At 57.7% G+C, this 22,260-nt stretch carries 19 protein-coding genes; 11 read left to right on the top strand and 8 right to left on the bottom strand.

All coding sequences use genetic code 11. The features are described 5' to 3' along the window. Positions 1-340: 340 nt before the first annotated feature. Positions 341-2,131: a serine protease gene (locus ACEN2J_RS18295; RefSeq protein ID WP_442107847.1), complete on the bottom strand. Its 1,791-nt coding sequence runs from the start codon at positions 2,129-2,131 to the stop codon at positions 341-343. 214 nt (positions 2,132-2,345) lie between these two features. Between ACEN2J_RS18295 and ACEN2J_RS18290 the strand changes: the two genes are divergently transcribed. The 7 genes from ACEN2J_RS18290 (at position 2,346) to folP (ending at position 11,527) form a co-directional block, all read left to right on the top strand. After that, positions 2,346-3,287, top strand: coding sequence for a glycine--tRNA ligase subunit alpha (locus ACEN2J_RS18290; RefSeq protein WP_442107845.1), 942 nt, complete (start codon positions 2,346-2,348; stop codon positions 3,285-3,287). Then, the gene (locus ACEN2J_RS18285) at positions 3,284-3,814 is read left to right on the top strand and encodes a DUF6446 family protein (RefSeq protein WP_442107843.1); all 531 of its coding nucleotides are present in this window, start codon (positions 3,284-3,286) and stop codon (positions 3,812-3,814) included. Before ACEN2J_RS18290 ends, ACEN2J_RS18285 begins: the two co-directional genes overlap by 4 nt. A gap of 3 nt (positions 3,815-3,817) precedes the next feature. Continuing rightward, the gene (gene glyS / locus ACEN2J_RS18280; protein WP_442107841.1) at positions 3,818-5,932 is read left to right on the top strand and encodes a glycine--tRNA ligase subunit beta; all 2,115 of its coding nucleotides are present in this window, start codon (positions 3,818-3,820) and stop codon (positions 5,930-5,932) included. Between the two features lie 166 nt (positions 5,933-6,098). Beyond that, entirely contained in the window at positions 6,099-8,666 is a 2,568-nt protein-coding gene (locus ACEN2J_RS18275; protein WP_442107839.1) for a putative PEP-binding protein, read from the top strand. A 204-nt stretch (positions 8,667-8,870) separates the two neighbouring features. Further along, positions 8,871-9,515: a cell wall hydrolase gene (locus ACEN2J_RS18270; protein WP_442107837.1), complete on the top strand. Its 645-nt coding sequence runs from the start codon at positions 8,871-8,873 to the stop codon at positions 9,513-9,515. Positions 9,516-9,617: 102 nt separating this feature from the next. Beyond that, on the top strand, positions 9,618-10,511 hold the full coding sequence (locus tag ACEN2J_RS18265) for a dihydroneopterin aldolase (protein WP_442107835.1): 894 nt from the start codon (positions 9,618-9,620) through the stop codon (positions 10,509-10,511). Beyond that, positions 10,508-11,527 carry a dihydropteroate synthase gene (folP, locus tag ACEN2J_RS18260; protein WP_442107833.1) on the top strand — a complete coding sequence of 340 codons (1,020 nt, stop codon included), beginning with the start codon at positions 10,508-10,510 and terminating at the stop codon, positions 11,525-11,527. The genes ACEN2J_RS18265 and folP overlap by 4 nt, the downstream gene beginning before the upstream one ends. Here the strand turns inward: folP and ACEN2J_RS18255 are convergent. Both ACEN2J_RS18255 and ilvC read right to left on the bottom strand, forming a co-directional pair. Next, positions 11,493-12,377, bottom strand: coding sequence for a DMT family transporter (locus tag ACEN2J_RS18255; protein ID WP_442107831.1), 885 nt, complete (start codon positions 12,375-12,377; stop codon positions 11,493-11,495). The genes folP and ACEN2J_RS18255 overlap by 35 nt on opposite strands. Positions 12,378-12,440: 63 nt before the next feature. After that, positions 12,441-13,463, bottom strand: a complete 1,023-nt coding sequence (gene ilvC, locus ACEN2J_RS18250) for a ketol-acid reductoisomerase (protein WP_442107829.1) — start codon at positions 13,461-13,463, stop codon at positions 12,441-12,443. A 139-nt stretch (positions 13,464-13,602) separates the two neighbouring features. Between ilvC and ACEN2J_RS18245 the strand changes: the two genes are divergently transcribed. Further along, complete coding sequence (locus ACEN2J_RS18245; RefSeq protein ID WP_442107827.1) at positions 13,603-14,061, top strand: Lrp/AsnC family transcriptional regulator; 459 nt, start codon at positions 13,603-13,605, stop codon at positions 14,059-14,061. Then, on the top strand, positions 14,058-14,519 hold the full coding sequence (locus ACEN2J_RS18240) for an Lrp/AsnC family transcriptional regulator (protein ID WP_442107825.1): 462 nt from the start codon (positions 14,058-14,060) through the stop codon (positions 14,517-14,519). The genes ACEN2J_RS18245 and ACEN2J_RS18240 overlap by 4 nt, the downstream gene beginning before the upstream one ends. A 109-nt stretch (positions 14,520-14,628) precedes the next feature. Here the strand turns inward: ACEN2J_RS18240 and ACEN2J_RS18235 are convergent, their stop codons facing one another. Continuing rightward, positions 14,629-15,855: an FAD-dependent oxidoreductase gene (locus tag ACEN2J_RS18235; protein ID WP_442107823.1), complete on the bottom strand. Its 1,227-nt coding sequence runs from the start codon at positions 15,853-15,855 to the stop codon at positions 14,629-14,631. Positions 15,856-15,963: 108 nt separating this feature from the next. Between ACEN2J_RS18235 and ACEN2J_RS18230 the strand changes: the two genes are divergently transcribed. Beyond that, positions 15,964-17,091: an aminotransferase class V-fold PLP-dependent enzyme gene (locus ACEN2J_RS18230; RefSeq protein ID WP_442107822.1), complete on the top strand. Its 1,128-nt coding sequence runs from the start codon at positions 15,964-15,966 to the stop codon at positions 17,089-17,091. Between the two features lie 27 nt (positions 17,092-17,118). Here the strand turns inward: ACEN2J_RS18230 and ACEN2J_RS18225 are convergent, their stop codons facing one another. The 3 genes from ACEN2J_RS18225 to ACEN2J_RS18215 form a co-directional block, all read right to left on the bottom strand. Next, positions 17,119-18,318: a UbiH/UbiF family hydroxylase gene (locus tag ACEN2J_RS18225; protein ID WP_442107820.1), complete on the bottom strand. Its 1,200-nt coding sequence runs from the start codon at positions 18,316-18,318 to the stop codon at positions 17,119-17,121. A 65-nt stretch (positions 18,319-18,383) separates the two neighbouring features. After that, entirely contained in the window at positions 18,384-18,626 is a 243-nt protein-coding gene (locus ACEN2J_RS18220) for a hypothetical protein (RefSeq protein ID WP_442107818.1), read from the bottom strand. Positions 18,627-18,725: 99 nt separating this feature from the next. Continuing rightward, the gene (locus ACEN2J_RS18215) at positions 18,726-19,373 is read right to left on the bottom strand and encodes a pyrimidine 5'-nucleotidase (protein WP_442107816.1); all 648 of its coding nucleotides are present in this window, start codon (positions 19,371-19,373) and stop codon (positions 18,726-18,728) included. 104 nt (positions 19,374-19,477) lie between these two features. On the opposite strand from ACEN2J_RS18215, the gene ACEN2J_RS18210 reads away from it, so the two are divergent. Further along, positions 19,478-20,113, top strand: a complete 636-nt coding sequence (locus ACEN2J_RS18210; RefSeq protein ID WP_442107814.1) for a GntR family transcriptional regulator — start codon at positions 19,478-19,480, stop codon at positions 20,111-20,113. On the opposite strand, the gene ACEN2J_RS18205 is transcribed toward ACEN2J_RS18210, so the two are convergent. Then, positions 20,110-22,056: a glycosyltransferase gene (locus ACEN2J_RS18205; RefSeq protein WP_442107812.1), complete on the bottom strand. Its 1,947-nt coding sequence runs from the start codon at positions 22,054-22,056 to the stop codon at positions 20,110-20,112. The two genes, ACEN2J_RS18210 and ACEN2J_RS18205, sit on opposite strands and share 4 nt — an antisense overlap. Positions 22,057-22,260 lie beyond the last annotated feature (204 nt).

Raw genomic sequence — 22,260 nt, 5'->3', positions numbered from 1 at the left:
CACATTAGGGTTTTCTGGAGCAAGACCAAATCTTGTGGGTGAATCAATTTGCCACACGACTTGTGGGTAACTTCAAGAGCCTAAAAGGGGCTGCGCCAAACCGCATCCGCAAAACCCGTCCTGCGATTTCATCTTGGGATAAATACCTAAAGCGCTTTGCGTTTCGCGTGATAGATGAAGTATCATATAATGCGTTGAAATCTTTGATTTCAAGCAGCTATATGTGGTTCAGGTTTAACGCGAAACGCTATAAAACCGCCAATGCCATGCGCTGACGGCAAAAGAAAAGGGCGATGCAAGCACCGCCCCAGCCCCTAGTTTTATCGCAAGCTAAGGCGGTTTAGTTCCAGCACGAGACCAACACGGTCATCGACGTTGCCAGATCGGTTAGGTCTTCGGGTGGCAGCGTGGCTTGGCGCGTAGCCAGCGCGGGCGTGATCCCTGCTGCCGCCAGCATTGTTGTGATGCTGGTGGCAGTGCTCAGGAATGAAACCTCGCCCGGTAAAACGCGGCTACCTTGGGCGGCGCTTGGCATCAACATGCCCAGCACCGCGCCTGTCCCATCGACGACCGGCCCGCCTGCATCACCGGGCAACGACGACAGCGACAGCCGTGCGATGCCTGTTTCGCCCGCCAAACCCGTGGTATCCTCAACCGCGCCATAGGTCAGCGTGGGCGAGGGCAGGGCGTCTTCATAGCTATAGCCAGCCAGCGCTACCTCGGTGCCAACGCGCAGATCATCTGCTTTGAACGCGGCCACAAAGCGGGGTGCGAGTTGCTTGGTCGGGGTCAGCACCGCAAGGCCCAGTGCGGCATCTTGGGTGGTGATCGTCGCTTCTATATCGCGGTCAAGCGTGATGCGCCCACAGCTTTGCAGCGCCTCAACTGTTGTCAGCACATCCCCTGTGGCCGAGACAAAGAACCCGCTGCGCGACAGGCGTGGTTTGCGCACTTCCATACCGGACATCAGGCTGCGGCGTTGCGCGTCATCCAGTGACACCAACCCGGGATCAAGTGCGCGCCCGCCGATGGTTTTAAAGCTGGCCTGCATGGCAGCAAGTGACCGCGCCGCCTTGTCGGCGGCCTTTGGCGTCCAGACTACCATATAGCCTTTGATAAGGCCGCCGCTCAATTCGGCATAAACATATGAGGCAAGGTCGTCATTGGCGGCATTTATGGTGAAGCCGCTGTTTGTAATGCTACGTTCGCCGCCTTGGGGGATCACTGCCAGCGTTTGCAAAATGTCATAGAGGCCGCGCAGGGTGGCACGATCGCCGGGTTCGGATATCAACACCACGCGCAGGCCGGAATTGTCTTTTTCACCGAAATGCACAAAGGGCGGCTCGTAGTGATCAAAGCTGACCAAGGCCAGCGGCAAGGTGATCTCAATCCCGGCTTCTTGTTCAACCACGGTTTCCAGCCCCAATTCGGCGATAATGGCGCGGCGGTCTGCGATAATTTGTTCGCGTTGCTGGGTGGTCATGACGCCTGTGGCCTCATGGCCGTTTGCCTCTTGCCAAGCGGCCATAGAGGCGCGGGTGCCACGACCAAAGGCCCCATCGATTGCGGAATCGTAAAAGCCAAACCATTGCAGGGCCGATTGCAGGTCTTTGCGCGCGTCGCTTGACAGGGCGGCTTCGGCGCGTTGCGCGTCTGCGAGGGTTTCTTGGGGTTCGACGATTGGTTCAGGTGTTGCGCTAATAATCGGTTCAATGGCTGGTTCTGTAACAAGCTCAATAACAGGGTCTATTGCAGGCTCGGTCATCGCCGGTGCTAGCGATATTAGGGGCTGCGTGGCCGGGTCTTGGCCAATAGGCCAGAACGCATCTCGGTACTGGTCGCCGTTGGCAACAAAGCTGTCGCGCGGGATCAGGTTGTCGCGGCGCAGTTCGCGCAGGCGGGCAAGGGCGCTATCGGGATCATAAGGGCCAAGCGCGATAACGTACCAGCCAGATGCCATTCGAAACCCTGCCACATCGCTAAAGGCCGCCGCATAAGCGCGGGCGCGTTCCTCGGCTTGGCCGAGCGTAGGCTGGGCTTCGATTTGCACCCAAGCGCGTTCTTGCGCCGTTGCTGCCCCGCCGAACAGAACCGAAAGTAAAAGGGCGAAGAGTGAGATATAGTGGCGCATAAAGATCCCGTATTCGTGAACGTAAACAGCAATTGACTTGCGAAACCATAAAACAGCACAGTTTACCAGAGCAGGAGGTAAAATTGTCGTTATTACATGGGGTATATTGGGCCTTGGCGGGCGCTTGGGGCTGCAAGCGATCCATTGACCCTTGCCCCGGCTTTGCCTATGCAATGCGCAAACCTGACATACGCCAAGCCTTTGAGGTATACGCATGACCCATTCTCCCGCCGCCCCGCGCAGTTTCCAAGAGATTATCTTGCGCCTTATGACCTATTGGGCGGGCAAAGGCTGCGCCGTGATGCAACCTTATGATATGGAGGTGGGGGCAGGCACATTCCACCCTGCCACGACGCTGCGGTCTTTGGGCGCGAAACCTTGGGCTGCGGCCTATGTTCAGCCATCGCGCCGCCCGACAGATGGGCGCTATGGCGAAAACCCCAACCGCTTGCAGCATTACTATCAGTACCAAGTGCTGATCAAACCAAGCCCGCCGGATTTGCAAGCGCTGTACCTTGGATCGCTGCGCGCGATCGGCATTGATATGGACCTGCACGACATCCGCTTTGTCGAGGATGACTGGGAAAGCCCGACGCTTGGCGCGTGGGGGCTGGGGTGGGAGGTTTGGTGTGATGGCATGGAAGTCAGCCAGTTCACCTATTTCCAACAGGTTGGCGGCCATGATTGCCACCCCGTCTCGGGTGAGCTGACTTACGGGCTGGAACGTCTGGCGATGTACATCCTTGGCGTCGATCACGTGATGGACATGCCGTATAACGACCCCGACGCGCCGATCGCGCTGACCTATGGCGACGTGTTTCGCCAGACCGAACAGGAATATAGCCGCTGGAACTTTGACCAAGCCGATACCGACACGCTGCTGCAACATTTCAAAGATGCCGAGGCGGAATGTATCCGCACGCTTGTGGCCCCTTTGGCCGATGCGGCGGGCCGCAATATCATCATGGCGCACCCCGCCTATGACCAATGCATCAAGGCCAGCCATCTGTTCAACCTGCTGGACGCGCGCGGCGTGATTTCGGTCACCGAACGCCAAGCCTATATTGGCCGCGTGCGCACCTTGGCCAAGGCCTGTGCCGATGCGTTTGTGCGAACCGAAGCGGCGGGTGCAACACCCGAGGCGGCCGCGCTGTGATTGGCAAAATTTATGTGGGTGTGATCGTGATTACGGCATTACTGGCAGGCGCTGCCATCTATTATCTGCAAGTTTACGGCTATTATTCGGAAATTCAGGCCAGCTCTCCTGCCGCTGAAATCCGGATGACAACTGTGGAAGGTGTGGCCGAGCCGCTGATGATCGAAGGGTTTGAAGGCATCGATGCCGATAGTTCTCCCATCCGGTTTCGGGCCTGTTTCCGTACACCGCAAAGCATGGCGATGATGACCGAAACCTATAAGGTGTATGACGGTGCCACGCCGCTTGTCGCCCCCGGTTGGTTCGGTTGCTTTGACGCTGATGCCATTGGCGAGGCGCTGGAACAAGGCCGCGCCGTTGCCTATCTGGGCGAGGAAAACATCCAGTATGGCATCGACCGCGTGATCGCCGTGATGGATGATGGCCGCGCCTTCGCTTGGAACCAAATCAATAAATGTGGGGCTGTCGTGTTCGACGGCCAACCCGCACCCGAGGGCTGCCCCAAAGCCCCGCAGCCGGAGAAATAAGCCATGCCAGATATGCTTCTTGAACTGTTTTCCGAGGAAATTCCGGCCCGTATGCAGGCGCGTGCTGCGGCCGATCTGAAAAAGCTGGTGACGGACGGGCTGGTGGACGCAGGCCTTACCTATGCCTCGGCTGGCGCGTTTTCCACGCCGCGCCGTCTGGTGCTGTCGATCGAAGGGCTCCTGGGTGAAAGCAAACCTGTGCGCGAAGAACGCAAAGGCCCAAAGGCCGATGCCCCCGATGCCGCCTTGCAGGGCTTCTTGCGCTCAACCGGCCTGACGCGCGACCAGCTAGAGGTGCGCGACGATAAAAAGGGCCAAGTGTTCTTTGCCGTAATCGAAAAACCGGGCCGCGCCGCACCTGAAATCATAGCCGAGGTGGTCGAGGCCGCTATCCGCAACTTCCCTTGGCCGAAATCGATGCGCTGGGGTTCGGGGTCTTTGCGCTGGGTGCGGCCGCTGCATTCCATCCTTTGCGTGCTGTCGGATGAGGGCGGAAATGAGGTTGTGCCGATCACAGTCGATCACCTGACGTCCGGGAACACGACCATGGGCCACCGCTTTATGGCCCCCGCCCGCCTTACCGTGACCGGATTTGAGGATTACACCGCCAAGCTGCGCCGTGCCTTTGTGATGCTTGATCCAGCAGAACGTGAGGCTGCGATCTGGAATGACGCGCAGAACCAAGCCTTTGCGCAAGGGCTGGAAATTGTGCCCGATGCGGGGCTGCTGTCGGAAGTGGCGGGGCTTGTTGAATGGCCTGTTGTGCTGATGGGCAAGATTGGCGCGGCGTTCTTGGGCCTGCCTGCCGAGGTGTTGCAAACCTCGATGCGCGAACACCAAAAGTTTTTCTCGGTCCGCAACCCGAAAACCGGCCGGATTGAAGGCTTTGTGACCGTCGCCAACCGCGAAACCGCCGACCACGGCGCAACCATTTTGGCAGGCAATAACAAGGTGTTGTCGGCGCGTCTGTCAGATGCGAAATTCTTTTGGGAAAATGACCTGCGGACGGTGAAAACCGAAGGGCTAGAGGGCATGGGCCGCGGCCTTGCCAACGTCACCTTCCACAACAAGCTCGGCAGCCAAGCTGACCGCGTGGCGCGGATTGAGGCGCTGGCCCGTGAAATCGCCCCCATGGTCGGCGCAAAACCCGATCTGGCAGCCGAGGCTGCGCGTATCTGCAAAGCCGATCTGCAATCGGCCATGGTCGGCGAATTCCCCGAACTCCAAGGCCTGATGGGCCGCTACTACGCGCAGGCGGCCGGCCATGATGACGGCGTGCCCGAGGCGTGCGAAATGCATTACAAACCGCTGGGCCCGACCGATGACGTACCATCCGCGCCGGTTTCCGTGGCCGTGGCACTGGCCGATAAAATCGACACGCTGACAGGGTTCTGGGCGATTGATGAGAAACCGACAGGGTCGAAAGACCCCTATGCCCTGCGGCGCGCGGCACTGGGGGTTATTCGGTTGGTGCTGGGGAATGGGGTGCGGATTTCGCTTGCTACTCAAGGGGTGAAGCCTGCCATAGAACCAATCATTGTTACCGGCAAGCTATCAACTTGGGAGCCAAATGAGCGGGACTCAGAACTTATCGCCGACCTCCTCGCCTTCTTCCACGACCGCCTAAAAGTCTTCCTCAAAGACGAAGGCATCCGCCACGACATCATCGACGCCTGCATCGCGATGCCGGGTAACGACGACCTAACCCTGCTGGTCAACCGCGCCCGCGCGCTCAACGCGTTTATCCAATCCGAAGATGGCACCAACCTGCTCCAAGGCTTTAAACGCGCAAATAACATCCTGACCCAAGCGGAAACCAAGGATGGCGTCGAATATTCCTACGGGGCCGATATCAAATTCGCGGAAACCGACGCCGAACGCGCCCTGTTTGCAGCCCTCGACACAGCCGAAACCACGATCAAACCCGCGATGGAGGCCGAAGACTTCGCCACAGCTATGCTAGAGCTCGCCAAACTCCGCGCCCCCATCGACGCGTTCTTTGACACGGTCCAAGTCAACGCCGACTCCGAGGTCATTCGCCGCAACCGCCTCAACCTACTCCACCGCATCCGCGCCGCTTGCGCCCCTGTGGCGGACCTCACCAAAATCGAAGGCTAACCAAACCCTCCCCCCATCATCTGTTCAAAAATATCCTCGGGGGGAGGCCGCAAAGCGGGCGGGGGGCAGACAGCCCCCTTCTGCGCCAGCCACTCAGAACAACTGTAAAGCTTGCGTGACACCCCGATCCGCGTATGCTGCGCCTGAATAATGCAGGATTGCCGCAGTGCAGAAACTTGACGCGATTACCGATTTCACCGAAATCACCCCATCCGCTAGCATCTCGACAGCAACACATGGCTGGCGGGCGAAATGCCTGCAACGGCTCGTTCGGCTTGATATGCCAGTGCCGCGCACGGTGTCGCTGCCCGCGTCTGCTGTGCGGGGCATCGCGGCAGGGCGGGCACTGGATTGTGCGGGCGTTTTGGCCCATTTTGGTGACGCGCCTTTGGTGTCTGTGCGCCCCAGCCCCGCACAGCCCGAATGGGGGGGGCCCTCAACGGTCCTGAATATAGGGATGAACGCGGCGCGCCATGCTTTGCTGGTCAAGACCCAAGGCCAAGCCGCAGCGGATGCGCTTTATCTTCGATTTGTGCAAGGTTATGCCGTTCACGTTGCCAGATTAGACCCCGATATGTTCGAAATTGCTGAACCCTCGGCACAGGCGTTGCGCGATGCTTTGCGCGCCTACCGTGATGAAATGGACGAAGACTTCCCCGAAGACCCGGCCCGCCAATTGGCCGAGGTGTTGCGGTCTATGGCCCGCGCATGGGAGGGGACCTCGGCCCGCCTGTTGCGCCAATCCAAAGGCGCGCCCGAAGATGCCGCCCTTGGCCTTGTCGTGCAAGAGATGGCGCAGGGCATCGGGCAGGGCGTTTCAGGCAGCGGTGTGATCCAGTTTATCGATCCGGTCACTGGGCTGGAACAGATTACCGGTCGCTATTTGGGCCAAAGCCAAGGCCGCGATATGAAGTCGCGTGAATCGGATGCGCTGTATCTGACCCGCGACCCGCGCGGCCCCTCGCTCGAAGACCTCGCACCCGAGCTGTTTGAAACCCTCGCGCAGCAAGGTGCTGCCTGCCGTGTGAAGCTGCGCGAAGAGATGCAGATTGAATTTACGATTGATGACAGCAAGTTAGCGGTGATTGATGCGGTGCGTGTGCCACGGTCAAGCCGTGCAGGGCTGCGCATTGCGGTGGACTTGGCAAAAGAGGGCATAATCACCCGCGAAGAGGCAATTTTGCGGGTGGAGCCGCGCGCGCTGTCAGAGCTGTTGCACCCGCAGGTCGACCCGCGTGCGGCACGCGATGTGATTGTTCGCGGCATTGGGGCCAGTCCGGGCGGCGCCACAGGGCGGATTGTGTTTTCCTCGGCTGCCGCGCAGGCCAGCGCCTCACGCGGCGAGCCGTGCATCCTTGTACGCCGCGAAACCGCCCCCGAAGATATTCGCGGCATGCACTCGGCAGTCGGTGTTTTGACCGAGCGCGGCGGCATGACCAGCCATGCGGCGGTAATCGGGCGGGGGCTTGGCCTGCCGTGCATCGTAGGCGCGTCTGATCTGCGCTTTGATATGAAAGACCATAAAATCACCACCAAAGCCGGGCGCAAATTTGTCGAAGGCGATGTGATCACGGTTGATGGCACCACGGGCGAGGTGCTGGCAGGAGCTGCCGAAATGCTGCCGCCAGCGTTGGATGATGCGTTCCGCAGCCTGCTGTCTTGGGCCGATGATGTTTGCGATATCGGTATTCGTGCCAATGCCGACACACCCGCCGATGCCCAAACCGCCCGCGACTTTGACGCCCAAGGTATTGGGCTGTGCCGGACCGAACATATGTTCTTTGAAGAGGCGCGGCTGGTGGCGATGCGCGAGATGATCTTTGCGGATACGTCGCAAGATCGGGCGGCAGCGCTGGCACGTCTTTTGCCAATGCAGCGCGCTGATTTTGTTCAGCTTTTCGATATTATGGAAGGCTTGCCTGTGTGCATCCGCCTGTTCGACCCGCCCTTGCACGAATTCCTGCCGCATTCACGCGAAGGGTTGCGAGAGCTGGCCGAGGCGCTGGATCGCCCGCTGTCTGACGTGATGCGCAGGGCCGAGGCCTTGGCTGAATTCAACCCTATGCTGGGCATGCGCGGCGTGCGGTTGGGCATCGTTTTGCCCGAAATCTACGACATGCAAGCGCAGGCGATTTTTGAGGCCGTGGTCGAGGTTGCCCGCCGCGGCGGCGCGATTGTGCCCGAAATTATGATCCCCTTGGTCTCTGCCAAGCGCGAGGTTGAGCTGGTGAAACACCGGATTGATGCGGTCGCGGCGAATGTGCGCTCGGCTTCGGGCGTGGATTTTGCGTTCAAGCTGGGGGTGATGGTTGAAACCCCACGCGCGGCCTTGCGGGCGGGCGATATTGCCCAACACGCGACATTCCTGTCGTTCGGCACTAACGATTTGACACAGATGACTTACGGCCTGTCGCGCGATGATGCGGGGCGGTTTATGAACACCTATGTTCAGCAAGGCGTCTATCCCGAAGATCCGTTCCATATTCTTGACGTCGAAGGCGTGGGCGAACTGCTGCTGATTGGTGCCGAACGGGGCCGCCAAACCCGCGAAAAACTGACGCTGTCCATATGTGGCGAGCATGGCGGAAACCCCGAATCAATCGCCTTTTGTCGCAAGGCGGGATTCGACTATGTGTCCTGCTCACCCTACCGTGTACCTCTTGCACGGCTGTCTGCAGCCCATTTGGCACTGATGGATCGCGAAAGTGAAAGCAGCGTGGAATCAATGGATTAGGTTGGGTTGTGTGGTGCCGATGCTCCATTTTCCGCCTATTTGTGTTGTAAAAATATCACACGCAGTAGACTCGCCACATTTTTCTCTCTAAGTCTCCGCTCGGTTAGCCAATGGGGCCAGCGATTCTGGCGCAGACACCGTCGCATAAATTGACGGTTTTTTTTGCCAGCAGCGACCGAGTTGAAACGATGAGGACGACAGCAAATGAACGTGCGATTAAGTTGCTTGGGCGGATTGGCCTTGATGATGGTTTTGGCCGGTGCTGCAACCGCTGAAACGACGGTGAGCCGCTCAAACAATCCAACCGAACAGCTCGGCTCCCTCATCGGGGCAGAGCAGCGTGCATTAGGGGCCTTGCCCGAAAATTTACTTGTTGATCAACGTCCCAAAAATACCCCCACGCGCGTAAGCTATGATCGTGGTTGGGTTGCATCGCAGCCCGGCGCACAGGGTGGTGATCAGTTTTCGTGCCTTGCCAAAGCGCTGTATTTTGAAGCGCGAGGCGAGTCGGTCAAAGGCCAGTTTGCCGTAGCCGAAGTTATTTTGAACCGCGTTGATAGCAACCGTTACCCTAATTCAGTTTGTGGTGTTGTTAATCAGGGCGCGGGCGGTCAGGGCGGCTGCCAGTTTTCTTTTGCCTGCGACGGCCGTGCCGATACGATCCGCGAAAAGGCAGCCTATGCGCGGGTTGCCAAAGTGGCGCGCGCGATGATGGACGGTGCCCCTCGTGCCCTAACCGGCGGTGCCACGCATTTCCATACCACCAATATTAACCCCAGCTGGGCGCGCCGTTTTCCCAATACCGCGAAAATCGGCAGCCATTTGTTTTACCGTCAGCCCTCGGCCTAAGCTAAGTGTGTCGCGCCCTGTGCAAAATGGGGCGTGATAAGGCGTGGCCGGTACCGCGATGGCGTGCTATTGCAGCGGTGCCCGAAACCGCAGTGGTAAAACATGACATCCAACCCCACCTTTGGAACTCTTGAGACGCGCGCCGCAGCTATGGCCAGCGCGGCTTGCTTTGACCGTATTTCGGTGCGCGATTATGTCGTAGAGGTGGAAATCGGTGCCTTTGCGCGAGAGCGCGGGCTGCTACAAAAAGTGCGGTTCAATATCGTGGTTGAGGTGGCACCCGTGCCGCAGCCCTTGGACGATGATGTCGATCTGATCCTGTCCTATGACCGCCTGACCGAGGCCGTGACACATGAGCTTGGGGCCGAGCGGATTAACCTGCTGGAAACCCTTGCCGAGCGGGTGGCTTTGCGTATTTTGCGCGAATATCAGGCGATGCGGGTGTTTGTTCGGATTGAAAAGATTGACCGTGGCCCCTTCGATTTGGGGGTTGAGATTGTGCGGGTCAAAGATCCGGTGCCTTTGGACCCGATTGACGTGGCGCCGCGCCCTCGGGTGGCCTTTATTGCGGCTGCCGCTACAGACCAGCTGTCGCATTGGATTGCGGCTTTGGGCATGGATGCGCCGCTGATCCTTGCCGTCGGCAGCCTCGATCTGCCCGTGCCCCAAGCGGCCACAGCCGAGGCACAACGCCGAATTGATCTGTTGGCCCTTGAGCAGGCAGCTTGGGCGCTGGCTGCGCAAGACGCGCAATGCTATGTGGTTGGCACGTGGACCGAGCTGGATTGGGCGCAAAAGAATGGCCAGATCAGCGTTTGGGCGCCCTCACGCATGGTGCTGGATGCGGTGAATGGGCCGCAAGGGGATGGGTTGGCGCTTGCGGTTTGGCTGGCCGAACAGTTGCAAGCGGTGGAACTGGTGGTGATCGGTGTGCCAGCGCCTGCCGTTGCGATGCCTCAAACCATTTCCGTACGAGTTTTAGGGGCCATCACATGACGCGGCGCTATGCGGCCTTCCCGTGCTTTGGGGCCTCATCTTCCCTTGGGGGCGGGGGAATTCCCTTGGCAGGCAGCCGTTTTGTGCGGTTTGAGTCCGTATTATCCTTTCAGGCCGGTCGCGCCGCGCCGTTAGCCGAGGCCCCCCCCGAGGTTCTGGCCCGCCTTGGCGCCCTGCGCCCGCTGCTGTGTGGGCTTGCGCTCGATCGCCCGCGTATCATGGGCATTTTGAACGTCACGCCCGATAGCTTTTCGGATGGTGGCGATCTTGGAACGGTACAGGCGGCGGTGACACGCGCGCAGGCCATGGCTGCTGATATTTTGGACATCGGCGGCGAAAGCACGCGGCCCGGCGCGCAAGCTGTAAGCATCGCTGACGAAATTTCCCGCGTTGTTCCCGTTATCCGCGCGATCCGCGAGGCGGGCATCACCACGCCCATCAGTATTGACACCCGCAAAGCTGCCGTCGCCGAGGCGGCGCTGGATGCGGGTGCCGATATTGTGAATGACGTATCGGCCTTTCGTTATGATCCCGAACTTGCCGATTTAGTGGCCGAACGCGGCGTGCCAGTGTGCCTGATGCATTCCAAAGGCGACCCCGCGACCATGCAAAACGCGCCACATTATGCGGATGTGGTGGCCGAAGTGCTGGACCATTTGGCCGAACGCATGGAATTTGCCACTGCGCGCGGGGTGGCGCATGACCGCATGATCATTGATCCGGGCATCGGCTTTGCCAAAACGCAGGCGCATAATATAGCGCTTTTGGCGCATTTGCCGCGACTGCATGATCTTGGCGTACCGCTGCTGCTGGGGGCCTCACGCAAGAAATTTATCGGCGCGATCGGCGGGGCCGAGGTGGCCCGTGACCGGATGCCGGGGTCTGTGGCCGTAGCGCTGCACGGGGCCGCGATGGGCGCGCATATTTTGCGCGTGCATGATGTGGCAGAAACCGCGCAGGCCCTTGCGCTTTGGCAGGCGATCAACGCGCCTGATGCTGCGGTTTGCGCTGACTAAGCAGCAAGCCGCCAAGGATAAAACCGAGGGCGGCGAAAAACCGCAAAGGCAGGTCTTCACCAAGGATCGTTGCACCAAAGATCACTGACCAAATCGGCACTTGATAACTGGTCAGGGTCATAAACCCCGAACCGGCCGAGCGAATGACGGATACGCGTAACAGCGCCGCCAGTGCTGTCGGCACCAAGCCCAGCAGGATAATCGCGCTGCCCGAAACAGGGCCGGCCCAATGGGGCAAGCCCTCGGCAATCAGCATCATCGGGATAAGAGGAACAGCGCCGATAACCAATGAGGTCGCGGCAAGGGTGATCGGGTCAATCTTGGGGCATCGGCGGGTCAGGATCGACGCAAAAGCATAGCACAATGCGGCCCCAATACAGGCCAAACGGGGCAAAACCAGCGGGCCGCCGGTAAGGATCTCTGGTCCCAGCAAGATGATCGTGCCGACAAAACCAAGGCCAAACCCCAGCGCTTTGTTGCGGTGCAGGGTTTCAGCGGCGAAAAAATAGGCCAATGGCAACACGAACAACGGCACGGCAGCCATCGACAACCCCGCAAAGGCCGAGGGAACAAAGCTCTGGCCCCAGCTTAGCAGCGAAAAGGGAATTGCCGAAGACAGCAGCCCGATGGGGATGAGGTAAGCCCAAAGCTTTGGGTCAAAGGCAGGCATCGGGCGGCCAAGCACTGCGGCAAGGCTGGTGAGCGCGACAGCCCCAAGCACCACGCGGGCCGTCGCCACCGTGACGGGACCATAGCCGCGCAACGCGAATGATACGACCATAAAGGTGCCACCCCAGACAACCCCGAGGAAAAGAATGGAAAGCCAGTCGCGGCGCGTCGGTGTTTGCATTGTACAATTCCATAGCAAAAAGGGGGGCCAAAAGGCCCCCCAAATGTTCGAATAGTGTAGGCCTTAGTTGCGTTCTTTATCAACCATTTTGCCCTTGGAGATCCAAGGCATCATGTCACGCAGCTTTTTGCCAACCAGTTCGATCTGGTGCTCGTCGTTCGAACGACGCGATGCTTTGATCGTTGGCTGGCCAACAGCGTTTTCCAGCATAAAGTCGCGCACGAATTTGCCAGACTGGATGTCGCTTAGTACAGCTTTCATACGTGCCTTGGTTTCATCGTAAGGCAGGATGCGCGGGCCGGAAACATACTGCCCGTATTCTGCAGTGTTCGAGATCGAGTAATCCATGTTGGCGATGCCGCCTTCATAGATCAGGTCAACGATCAGTTTCACTTCGTGCAGGCATTCGAAATACGCCATTTCAGGCTCATACCCAGCCTCAACCAGTGTTTCAAAGCCCATGCGGATCAGTTCAACCAGACCACCGCAGAGAACAGCTTGCTCACCAAACAGGTCGGTTTCGCATTCTTGGCGGAAGTTGGTCTCAATGATGCCGGAACGACCGCCGCCGATACCCGAGCAATAGGACAGACCCAGTTCCATCGCTTTGCCGGTTGCATCTTGGTGAACAGCAACGAGGCAAGGCACGCCGCCGCCTTTGGTGTATTCGCCGCGCACGGTATGGCCTGGGCCTTTTGGTGCCATCATGATGACGTCAACGCCGGCTTTTGGCTCGATCAGACCGAAATGCACGTTCAGACCGTGGGCGAACGCAATCGCAGCGCCCTCTTTCAGGTTATCATGCACGTATTTCTTGTAGGTTTCGGCCTGCAATTCGTCGGGCATGGTGAACATGATCAGGTCACACCAAGCGGCTGCTTCGGCGATACCCATAACTTTCAGGCCTTCGCCTTCGGCTTTTTTCGCCGATGGACTGCCTTCGCGCAGAGCAACGACAAGGTTTTTCGCGCCGGAATCGCGCAGGTTCAGCGCGTGGGCATGGCCCTGGCTGCCGTAGCCGAGGATCGCGACTTTTTTGTCTTTGATCAGGTTGATGTCAGCATCACGGTCATAATACACGCGCATGGTTTTATCCTTTTGGTTTGGGCTTTCGCCTTTCATTGGGGCAGAATAGGGATTTTTGCAATGCAGGGGCTTCATAATTTGACGAATTTTCCAGAATATGCGAAATATCATTCGTAATATTTAGAAATATGAAAAATTCATGCAAATAGATGATACTGACCGGCGCATCCTACGGCACTTTCTGGTTGATCCAAGCCTGCCCAATGCGCAATTGGCCGAACGGGCAGGGGTGACGCCCGCAACCTGTTGGCGGCGGTTGGAAAAAATGCAGGGCGCGGGCCTGATTGCGGCCCCTGTGGCCGTGATCAATTGGCGGGCGATGGGGTATGAGGTTGAGGTCTCGCTTCGCTTTAACCTTGATAAGACTGAGCCGCGCGCCTTTGACGAGTTTTTGGCCGCGGCCCGAAATGTGCCGGAAGTCATTGGAATCGAAACATTTTTGGGCCGTGTGGATGTGCGTCTGAACGTGATCGCACGCGATATGGCGCAATACCAAGAGATCTATCGCAAGCGGATTTTAACCCTGCCGCATATCGCGGATATTGAAGCCTTGATGCTGATTGCAACCATCAAAGACGAAAGCGCGCTGCCGTTATGATTGATCTGGATGACCTGGATCGGGCTTTGTTGCGCGCCCTGAGCCGCGATGCCACGACCAGCGCGGGTGAGCTGGGCCGCCGTTTGGGCCTTAGCCAGCCTGCGGCGTGGCGGCGGATCAAGCGGCTGGAAGAGGCAGGCATACTCGCGGGCAGGCGGGTTGACGTAAACCGCCCCGCCTTGGGATTCGGGGTGACCGTGTTTTTGGGCGTAAAGCTGGCGACTAAAGGTCGTGTGTCATTGGAGGATTTTGAGCGCGCGGTGCAAGCAATTCCCGAAGTGCAGATTGTACAGCATGTCTTGGGGTTGTTTGATTATCGTTTGCGCGTGGTGGCCCGTGACATCGCTGATTTTGAACGCGTTTTGCGGCGTCGGATCATGACATTGCCCGGCGTGGGGCAAGTTGAAGCGAATGTTTTGCTGACGGAAGAGGCACGGCCGGGACCGTTGGGGTCGTGAGGGGCAGGGGGCATTCTGCCCCCTCTTTTCCTGATGGAAAATTCACCCCCTGAGGATATTTTCACCGAAAAGAAAGCGGGATTCTTTTCCGGGTGCGTGGTGGTCGGTTTCAATCGGTATGGCGTTCCAGCGGAGCGGCCAACCATTCGCGGCCTTTCAGCATGGCATTCCAGTAGAGCCATGGCAGAAAATTAGCCTTGAGCTGCCAGCCTAACCAGCGCGGCTTGGTGCTATCCCACGGGAAAGACGGAAGGAGTTTTCCGCCATAGCCGAACTCGGCCACTATGGCGCGGCCGTGTTCAACCGTTAAGGGGCAAGAGCCATAGCCGTCATAAGCATGTGTGGCAGCTGCGCCATTCAGCACCGAAAGCAGGTTTACAGCCACAATGGGGGCTTGTTTGCGGGCGGCGGCGGCGGTTTTCGAATTGGGGGTGTTGCAGCCGTCGCCGAGCCCAAAGACATTGGCAAAGCGGGTGTGCTGCAATGTTTTGGGGCTGACATCGACAAAGCCGGTCGCATCGGCCAACAGACTTTTTGCGACAGCCTCAACGGCGCGCTGGGGTGGGGTGACGTGCAGCATATCAAAATCGAGCACTGTTTGACTTGTTTTGCCATCGGCATCGGTTTGGGCAAATGTCGCCTTGCGGTTGGGACCATCTACAGCCACCAGTTTGCTGCCGAAATTCAGCTGCGCATCATAGCGTTTGATGTACTCCATCAGCGGCGGCACATATTCTTTGATGCCGAATAGCGATGGGCCCGCGGTGTGGAACTGCACGTCGATGTCACCTAAAATGCCGATCTTTTCCCAGTTGGAACAGGACAAATACATCGCCTTTTGCGGGGCGCCGGGGCATTTGATTGGCATCGGTGGTTGGGTGAAAATAGCGCGGCCTTTCTTAAGGCCCATCGCCAGCTTGTATGTGTAAGGTGCCAGATCAAAACGGTAATTTGAGGTGACGCCATTGCTGCCCAAGGTCTCATTCAGGCCGGGTATGGCGTCCCATGCCGCAGTGATGCCTGTGGCGACAACCAGCATTTTATACTGAATTGTGCGGCCGTCCGCCAAGGTCACTTGGTTTTCAGCTGGTTGAAAACTGGCAGCGGCGCCTTTTATATGGGTCACGCCCGACGGCATTACGCTGGCCATGCTGCGCCGTGTCGTGGCGGCCTGAAAGATGCCCCCGCCCACCATCGTCCAGCCCGGTTGATAGAAATGATCATCCGACGGTTCGACCACTGCAATATCAAGACCGCGTTGACGTTTGAGCAAGCTGGCGGCCGTGGCGATACCCGCCGAGCCGCCGCCAATGATGACGATTTGATGCTGTGTCATCTCTGATTCCTCCCAAAATAAAGATTGACACATATGAATGTGTTTTAACGCTTGAAGTCACGCTAAAACTGCTTTGAAACAGAGGAAACACTCTTGAAAGGAAATGATATGGCCGCGCTGCACCCTGAAATTGACCCAAACGGGCTTGACGAATTCTCGGTCGTTTTTTCAGATCGATCGCTGAACCACATGTCGGCCAAGTTTCAGGGCGTGATGCGTGAAATTTCGAGCACCCTGCGTGAGGTGTACAGCGCCGAGGCCGTGGCGGTGGTGCCGGGCGGTGGAAGCTATGGCATGGAGTCTGTGGCGCGGCAGTTTGGCCGTGGTGCGCGGGTGCTGGTCGTGCGCAACGGGTGGTTCTCATACCGCTGGAGCCAGATTTTTGAAGCAGGCGGTTTTGCCGCGAATGTTGATGTGGTGATGGCGAGGCAAACCGGCAATGACCCGCGCGCACCCTATGCGCCCCCCCCCATTGCCGAGGTTGTGGCTCGTATTCATGAGGTCAAGCCCGAGGTTGTGTTTGCGCCGCATGTTGAGACGAGCGCCGGAATTATCCTGCCAGATGACTATATTCGCCAAATGTCTGCCGCCGCGCATGAGGTGGGTGCGCTGCTGGTTCTGGACTGTATCGCATCGGGCTGTGTCTGGGTTGATATGGCGGAAACAGGCGTGGATGTCTTGATCACAGCCCCGCAAAAGGTTTGGTCCGCCAGCCCTTCGGCGGGTTTGGTGATGATGTCTGCCGCCGCCGTTGCGCGGCTAGAAACTACAACATCGGATAGTTTTGCGCTGGATCTGAAGAAATGGCGCAGCATTATGGCTGCCTATGAGGCTGGCGGCCATGCCTATCATGCCACGATGCCGACCGATGCTTTGGTTGGTTTTCTGGACGCGGTGCGCGAGACCAAAGCCATGGGGTTTGCCGAGGCAAAAGCCGCACAATGGGAACTGGGCCGCGCCGTACGGGCGATGTTTGCTGCGCGGGGGCTAGTCTCGGTTGCAGCCGAAGGTTTTGCAGCACCCGGCGTGGTGGTCAGCTATACCGATGATCCGGCGATCCAGAACGGCGCGAAGTTCCGTGAGCAAGGCCTGCAAATTGCGGCAGGTGTGCCGTTGCAAGTGGGCGAGGGGGCCGAGTTCAAGACCTTCCGTATTGGCTTGTTCGGGTTGGATAAATTGGCAGATGTTGCCGGAACCGTAAAGCGGCTGGAGCGGGCGGTCGAGGCTGTTCTTTAGGTATTTTTGCCAAGATGAAGGCGGGGATTAGCGTAGCCCAAGCCCCGCCTTCATCAGGGTTTTACGGATGGGTGCCGTGGAATAAAGTGCGCCCAGAACGCTTGCCCGTATATCGCGCAACAGGGGCGCGCCCAGCATTGACGTCCGGTTCAGCGCATCAATACCAGTAACACGGGTCTGCACTTCACGGTGGCGGCGGTTGTGGTAGGTTTCAAGCATTTTGGCCGAGCCAAGTGCTGCAGGATCGGCCATCGCCAATTCGCGCAAAACCGCTAAATCGGCGAGGCTCATATTCAGGCCCTGTGCGCCAATAGGGGGGACAACATGCGCCGCCTCGGCCATCAAAGCCGTGCGCTGGCCCGACATGCGGGCTGCGATTTGGCTGATTATCGGCCAGATGGTGAGTTGGCTGGTGCGGGTCATCGGCCCCAAGATATGGCACGCACGCAGGTTCATCTCGGCTTTAAACGCGGCTTGGGGCAGGGCGGCCAAGCGGGCAACCTCGGGCCCTTGCTCCATCCAGACCACGGCTGAGGCAGGCAGGCCGTCATGGTCGGGCAGCGGCACCATGGTAAAGGGCCCGCCCGAGCGATGCACCTCGGTTGAGACATTGTGATGCGGGATAGGGTGGGTCGTGGTAAAGGCCAGCGCCTTTTGTCCGTATCTTGTGGTTTTTACGTCTATTCCAATGGCTTGCCTGATATTCGAGTTGCGACCATCTGCGCCGATCACAAGTTTGGTGCGCCAAGCGGTGCCATCGGATAGGCCCACCAGGGCCTCGGACTCGCGTGTAAGCACAGAGGTTGTTGAGACGCCGGGACGGAAGGTGACATTCGGCAAATCTTGAACATGCGCCAGCATTTCGCGGCGCAGTAACCAGTTTGGCAGGTTGTAGCCAAAGGGGTTTTCGGACAGTTCAGCTGCGTCGAAATCTCGGGTTTGGCGCGCCTCTCCCGCGGTGCCACCGGCATCGACAATGCGCATGATTTGCAATGCGGCAGAAAAGGGGGAAAGCCTGTCCCATAAGCCAATATCTTGCAAAAGCGTGACCGAGGGCATCAAAAACGCTGTGCTGCGCATGTCGGCGCCAGCAGTTTCGCGGTTTGTGATCGGGGCGCTTGGGTCTACGCAAAGCACCGAAAAGCCCGCGCTACCGAATGCAGCGGCAGCTGAAAGCCCAGCAACGCCGCCGCCAGAGATCAGGATGTCAACGGTTTCACGGGTCATGTTCGCCCCTTCCTATGTGCCATAGATAGGTTGATTAGGGCCCAGCGTCCAAGAGCAAAACGCCGTTATTTGCCCAAAGTAATCGCAATTAAGGTGATAAGCACGACCGGCACAAAGGCAAGCGCCGTCATGGCAAGGGCAACCACACCCCACGCCTTAACCCCGAGCACGACCAAGGTTACCAAAATGACCAACGCGTAATAAATGCTGTTGATGTCTTTCTGTATGTCGCGCGCAATATGGCCAAGGATCGGCGTAGCGAAGAGAATGCGCATCGCTAAAGGCGGACGCTCTATCTTTGTGTTCATTCTTACCTCCAATTTAGTGTTCATTCTTACCTCCAATTTACATGTTTTAGATAGCGTTCTGTTCGGCCGTAAACATGTGGCAGCTTGCCGCATCACAGGTTAGACAATCAGCTTTGCCAAAAAATCAGTTAAATCATGGGTATGGTGGTGGATGTGATCGGCAGGTTCGGCCTTTGGCGTAACGTGAACAGTGCGCATCCCCATATCATGGGGGGCAGCAAGGTTGCGGCTATCATCTTCAAACATGGCGCCTTGGTTTGGGTCAAGTTTATCAAGCGCAAAAATTGTCTCAAAAGCAACGCGTTCCGGCTTGGGGCGAAAGCCTGCATGCTCTACGCCGTAGACCGCATCAAACAGGTTTGACAGCCCGCGTGCCGCCAAAACGCGCTCGGCATAGGGGGCAGAGCCATTGGTGTAGACGATCCGCCGGCCTGGAAGGGCACGGATATGCGATGCCAATGCCAAATCCTGCTCAAGATGATCTAGCGAAATATCGTGAACATCGGTCAAATAAGGCGCCGGATCGACGCCGTGTTCGCGCATCAGCCCCGCAAGAGTGGTGCCATACTGCGCCCAATAGTGGCGGCGCAACCGGTCGGCCTCAACCCGATCGACTTTTAGGATTTGCATGACCCAATTGGTCATCCGCACCTCAATCTGATCAAACAGACGGGCGGTGGGCGGGTAAAGTGTATTGTCGAGGTCAAAGACCCAGGCGCGAACATGTGTGAAATCTTGTGTTGGCATGGGGATAAGCTATGGCGAATGCTGCGGTTTGGCAATGCGATTGCGGTTGAGTAGGGGCGCAAGGCCCGCTAGCGTATGCGGCAGTTGATCTAAAGGGCCGTGCCGTGCAAAAAGATGCCTATACTTTAATCCTCGAAGCGATCGACGCGGGCGTTTACAAGCCGGGCGATAGATTGGTCGAATCCGAGCTGGCCGAACGTTTTGGCGTATCGCGCACCCCGGTTCGCGAGGCGCTGCAACGGTTGGAAACCCAATCCATGTTGTCGCGCGATGGGCGCAGCCTGATCGTGGCCTCGCTGAACCACAACCAACTGGCCGAGCTCTATGCCGTGCGGACCGAGCTGGAAGGTTTGGCCGCCCGTTTGGCCGCGCGTCATGCGACCGAAGAAGAACTGCGCGTTTTGCGCAGCATGGTAGAGGACGACAAAGCCCTATTGGGGGGCGACCCACGCAGCCTAAGCCGCGCAAACAAGCGCTTTCACAAACAAATTCATCTGGCCTCGCACAATCGATTTCTGGTCCAACAATTGGATCTGGTGCATCGGTCTATGGCGTTGATGGCGACCACGTCTTTTGCTGCTGAAGGGCGTGATGCGATCGGGTTGGCAGAACATGATGCTATCGTTGCCGCGATTGAGGCGCGCGATGGCGACGCGGCCTATAACGCCCTACGCAGCCATATTTCCAAAGCGTTTGAGACGCGGCTTCGAATTGATGCTGGTGAGATAAAAACACGTTAGTGTGGGGCTGACTGGTCAAAATGGCCATGGCTGGTTTTATCCCAGTAAAACGGTTTTACCACCATTTCCCAAGCGGCCTTGTAGGATGCCAAGGCCCCCAGAGGAAAGTAAAAGTGCAAGGTGACAACCCAAAGCTTGTTCATTCTATGTTTGGTTCTGCGCAGGCCCATTACGTTCAGCGTCAGGTTGATAACCTCGGTCAACAGGTACAAGCCAATTAATCCCAGCATGACCATTGGCGGCAAGGCCGAGACAAGAGGGTGCGGAACCCCAAGCGGGACCAGCCAAAATGACCAGAGCACCGGGGCCAGCAGGAATTGCGACAGGGTGCACAGGAATAGAACTTGAAACCCAAAGAACCTCCACGCCCCCAATTGCCGAAAAAGCAACGCAGGGTCGCGCATATGCACCACCCAAGTCATCATATACCCTTTGAGCCAGCGAGAGCGCTGCCGAATCCACGGCAGCGCACGGCAGTTCGCCTCTTCCTCGGTGACGGTCTCCAGCATCTCGGTGCGATAGCCGTGGCGTGCCAATCGCATGCCAAGATCGGCATCCTCGGTTACATTGTGCGAATCCCAGCCACCAAGTTCCTCTAGTGCTGCGCGGCGGAAAAACAGGGTTGTGCCGCCCAAAGGGATAGCAAAGCCCAAACGTTGCAAACCCGGCAGGATCACCCGAAACCAAGACGCATATTCCATTGTAAAACAACGGGATAACCAGTTTGTATTTGGGTTGTAAAAATCCAATATACCTTGCAGGCAGGCAACATCGGCATCACGTTGATAAAAACGGTCCACCACTTTGCGAATTTGGCTCGGCTCGGGTGCATCTTCGGCGTCATACACCCCGATAATAGAGCCGCGGCACAGATCAAGGCCAAAGTTCAATGCGCGGGGCTTGGTTTTTAGGGGCCCATCCGGCACCACCACGACCCGCATCCATGGCGGCAAATCAACCGTTTTCAGCGCGTCTCGGGTGAGGTGGTCATTTTCCTCCACAACCAACAAGATATCGAGCAAATCGCGCGGATAATCCAATCTGTCCAAGCGTCTGATCAGTCGCGGAGCGATATCACCCTCTTTGAAAAGCGCGACCATAATGGAAACCGTTGGCAAGCGCGCGATGGTGGGGGGAGGTGCGGGGGGGGCTTTATGGCGAAGGGCGGCGATAACGGCCCCAATCCGCAACGCGGTTGACAGAAACAGTGTTAAACTGGCCCAGAACGTAAAGGTCAATGCAACAAAAAGGGGTGACAGCCACAGCCCAAAGCAAACCACTGCAATGCATAACGCGACTATGGTAGCCAAGCCCTCACTTCCAAAGGTGCGGCAACTTTCTGAGGCCGCAACACGGTTTTCGGCGGCATAGTTTAAGGGTGTCGCCCGCGCCTTCATGACGGCAGCTTGAATTTGTGATGCGGGAGTAAGGGCAAAAACGACCGAGCCGAACGCTTCCCGTAACATTTTAGAATGTTTTGAGAAATCTTCGGGATGTGCGGTGGCGACCACAACCACCTGCCCAACGGTTCGCCAAGGAAGAAGCCCCTCACGCAGGCAGATGGCCGCGCCGATGCGATCAATTAACCGAGGATCTGCGGGTTTTGACATAGGATCGACCAACCGCACGTTCCAGTGACGCGCTAGTGCATGGTAAAGGGGGGGCTCTTCCATCATTTGTCGTGACAACAGAATGTCGCAAAGCCGCCCGCGGTGCCGTTTTTGCAAAGACAACGCCATCACCAAATCATCCGCCGACAAAAGCCCCTCACGTAGCAGGCTGACGCCAAGCGTTTTGGCCGAGGGGGCCGTAATCGAAATGCGATGGCCACCCACGTCGTTGGGCAAAACCTGCGCTGACGTATCATTCTGCAGTTGCTGGCCCCCGTGCTGGCCAATGAGTGGCACCAAATCGGTTTTGGCGATGCGAATAGGTGCGCTCATTATCCCCCCTTGTTAGGATCAGACTTCGGGGATGACGGTTAACATGGAGTTAACATTTTAATTTAAATGGGCTTTATTTTAAAGATTTGTGGCAGATAGTGGCCCAACATAATTGGGCCACTAAATCTAGGGCCTGTGGACATTCATCTTGAGGCAATCAAAGTTGCTGCAAGGTTCCAACTGGCTGTGTAGCTGCAGTCAGTT

This window comes from Pseudorhodobacter sp. W20_MBD10_FR17, assembly GCF_052119765.1.
Taxonomy (GTDB): Bacteria; Pseudomonadota; Alphaproteobacteria; order Rhodobacterales; family Rhodobacteraceae; genus Pseudorhodobacter.
Note: the sequence above shows the minus strand (reverse complement) of the source record. Positions and strands in the feature narration are given on the sequence as shown.

Excerpts from the sequence above, each read along its gene's own strand:
- ACEN2J_RS18295 (WP_442107847.1), bottom strand. The coding sequence starts at position 2,131 with ATGCGCCACTATATCTCACTCTTCGCCCTTTTACTTTCGGTTCTGTTC.
- ACEN2J_RS18290 (WP_442107845.1), top strand. The coding sequence starts at position 2,346 with ATGACCCATTCTCCCGCCGCCCCGCGCAGTTTCCAAGAGATTATCTTG.
- glyS (WP_442107841.1), top strand. The coding sequence starts at position 3,818 with ATGCCAGATATGCTTCTTGAACTGTTTTCCGAGGAAATTCCGGCCCGT.
- ACEN2J_RS18270 (WP_442107837.1), top strand. The coding sequence starts at position 8,871 with ATGAACGTGCGATTAAGTTGCTTGGGCGGATTGGCCTTGATGATGGTT.
- ACEN2J_RS18265 (WP_442107835.1), top strand. The coding sequence starts at position 9,618 with ATGACATCCAACCCCACCTTTGGAACTCTTGAGACGCGCGCCGCAGCT.
- folP (WP_442107833.1), top strand. The coding sequence starts at position 10,508 with ATGACGCGGCGCTATGCGGCCTTCCCGTGCTTTGGGGCCTCATCTTCC.
- ACEN2J_RS18255 (WP_442107831.1), bottom strand. The coding sequence starts at position 12,377 with ATGCAAACACCGACGCGCCGCGACTGGCTTTCCATTCTTTTCCTCGGG.
- ilvC (WP_442107829.1), bottom strand. The coding sequence starts at position 13,463 with ATGCGCGTGTATTATGACCGTGATGCTGACATCAACCTGATCAAAGAC.
- ACEN2J_RS18245 (WP_442107827.1), top strand. The coding sequence starts at position 13,603 with ATGCAAATAGATGATACTGACCGGCGCATCCTACGGCACTTTCTGGTT.
- ACEN2J_RS18240 (WP_442107825.1), top strand. The coding sequence starts at position 14,058 with ATGATTGATCTGGATGACCTGGATCGGGCTTTGTTGCGCGCCCTGAGC.
- ACEN2J_RS18235 (WP_442107823.1), bottom strand. The coding sequence starts at position 15,855 with ATGACACAGCATCAAATCGTCATCATTGGCGGCGGCTCGGCGGGTATC.
- ACEN2J_RS18230 (WP_442107822.1), top strand. The coding sequence starts at position 15,964 with ATGGCCGCGCTGCACCCTGAAATTGACCCAAACGGGCTTGACGAATTC.
- ACEN2J_RS18225 (WP_442107820.1), bottom strand. The coding sequence starts at position 18,318 with ATGACCCGTGAAACCGTTGACATCCTGATCTCTGGCGGCGGCGTTGCT.
- ACEN2J_RS18220 (WP_442107818.1), bottom strand. The coding sequence starts at position 18,626 with ATGAACACAAAGATAGAGCGTCCGCCTTTAGCGATGCGCATTCTCTTC.
- ACEN2J_RS18215 (WP_442107816.1), bottom strand. The coding sequence starts at position 19,373 with ATGCCAACACAAGATTTCACACATGTTCGCGCCTGGGTCTTTGACCTC.
- ACEN2J_RS18205 (WP_442107812.1), bottom strand. The coding sequence starts at position 22,056 with ATGAGCGCACCTATTCGCATCGCCAAAACCGATTTGGTGCCACTCATT.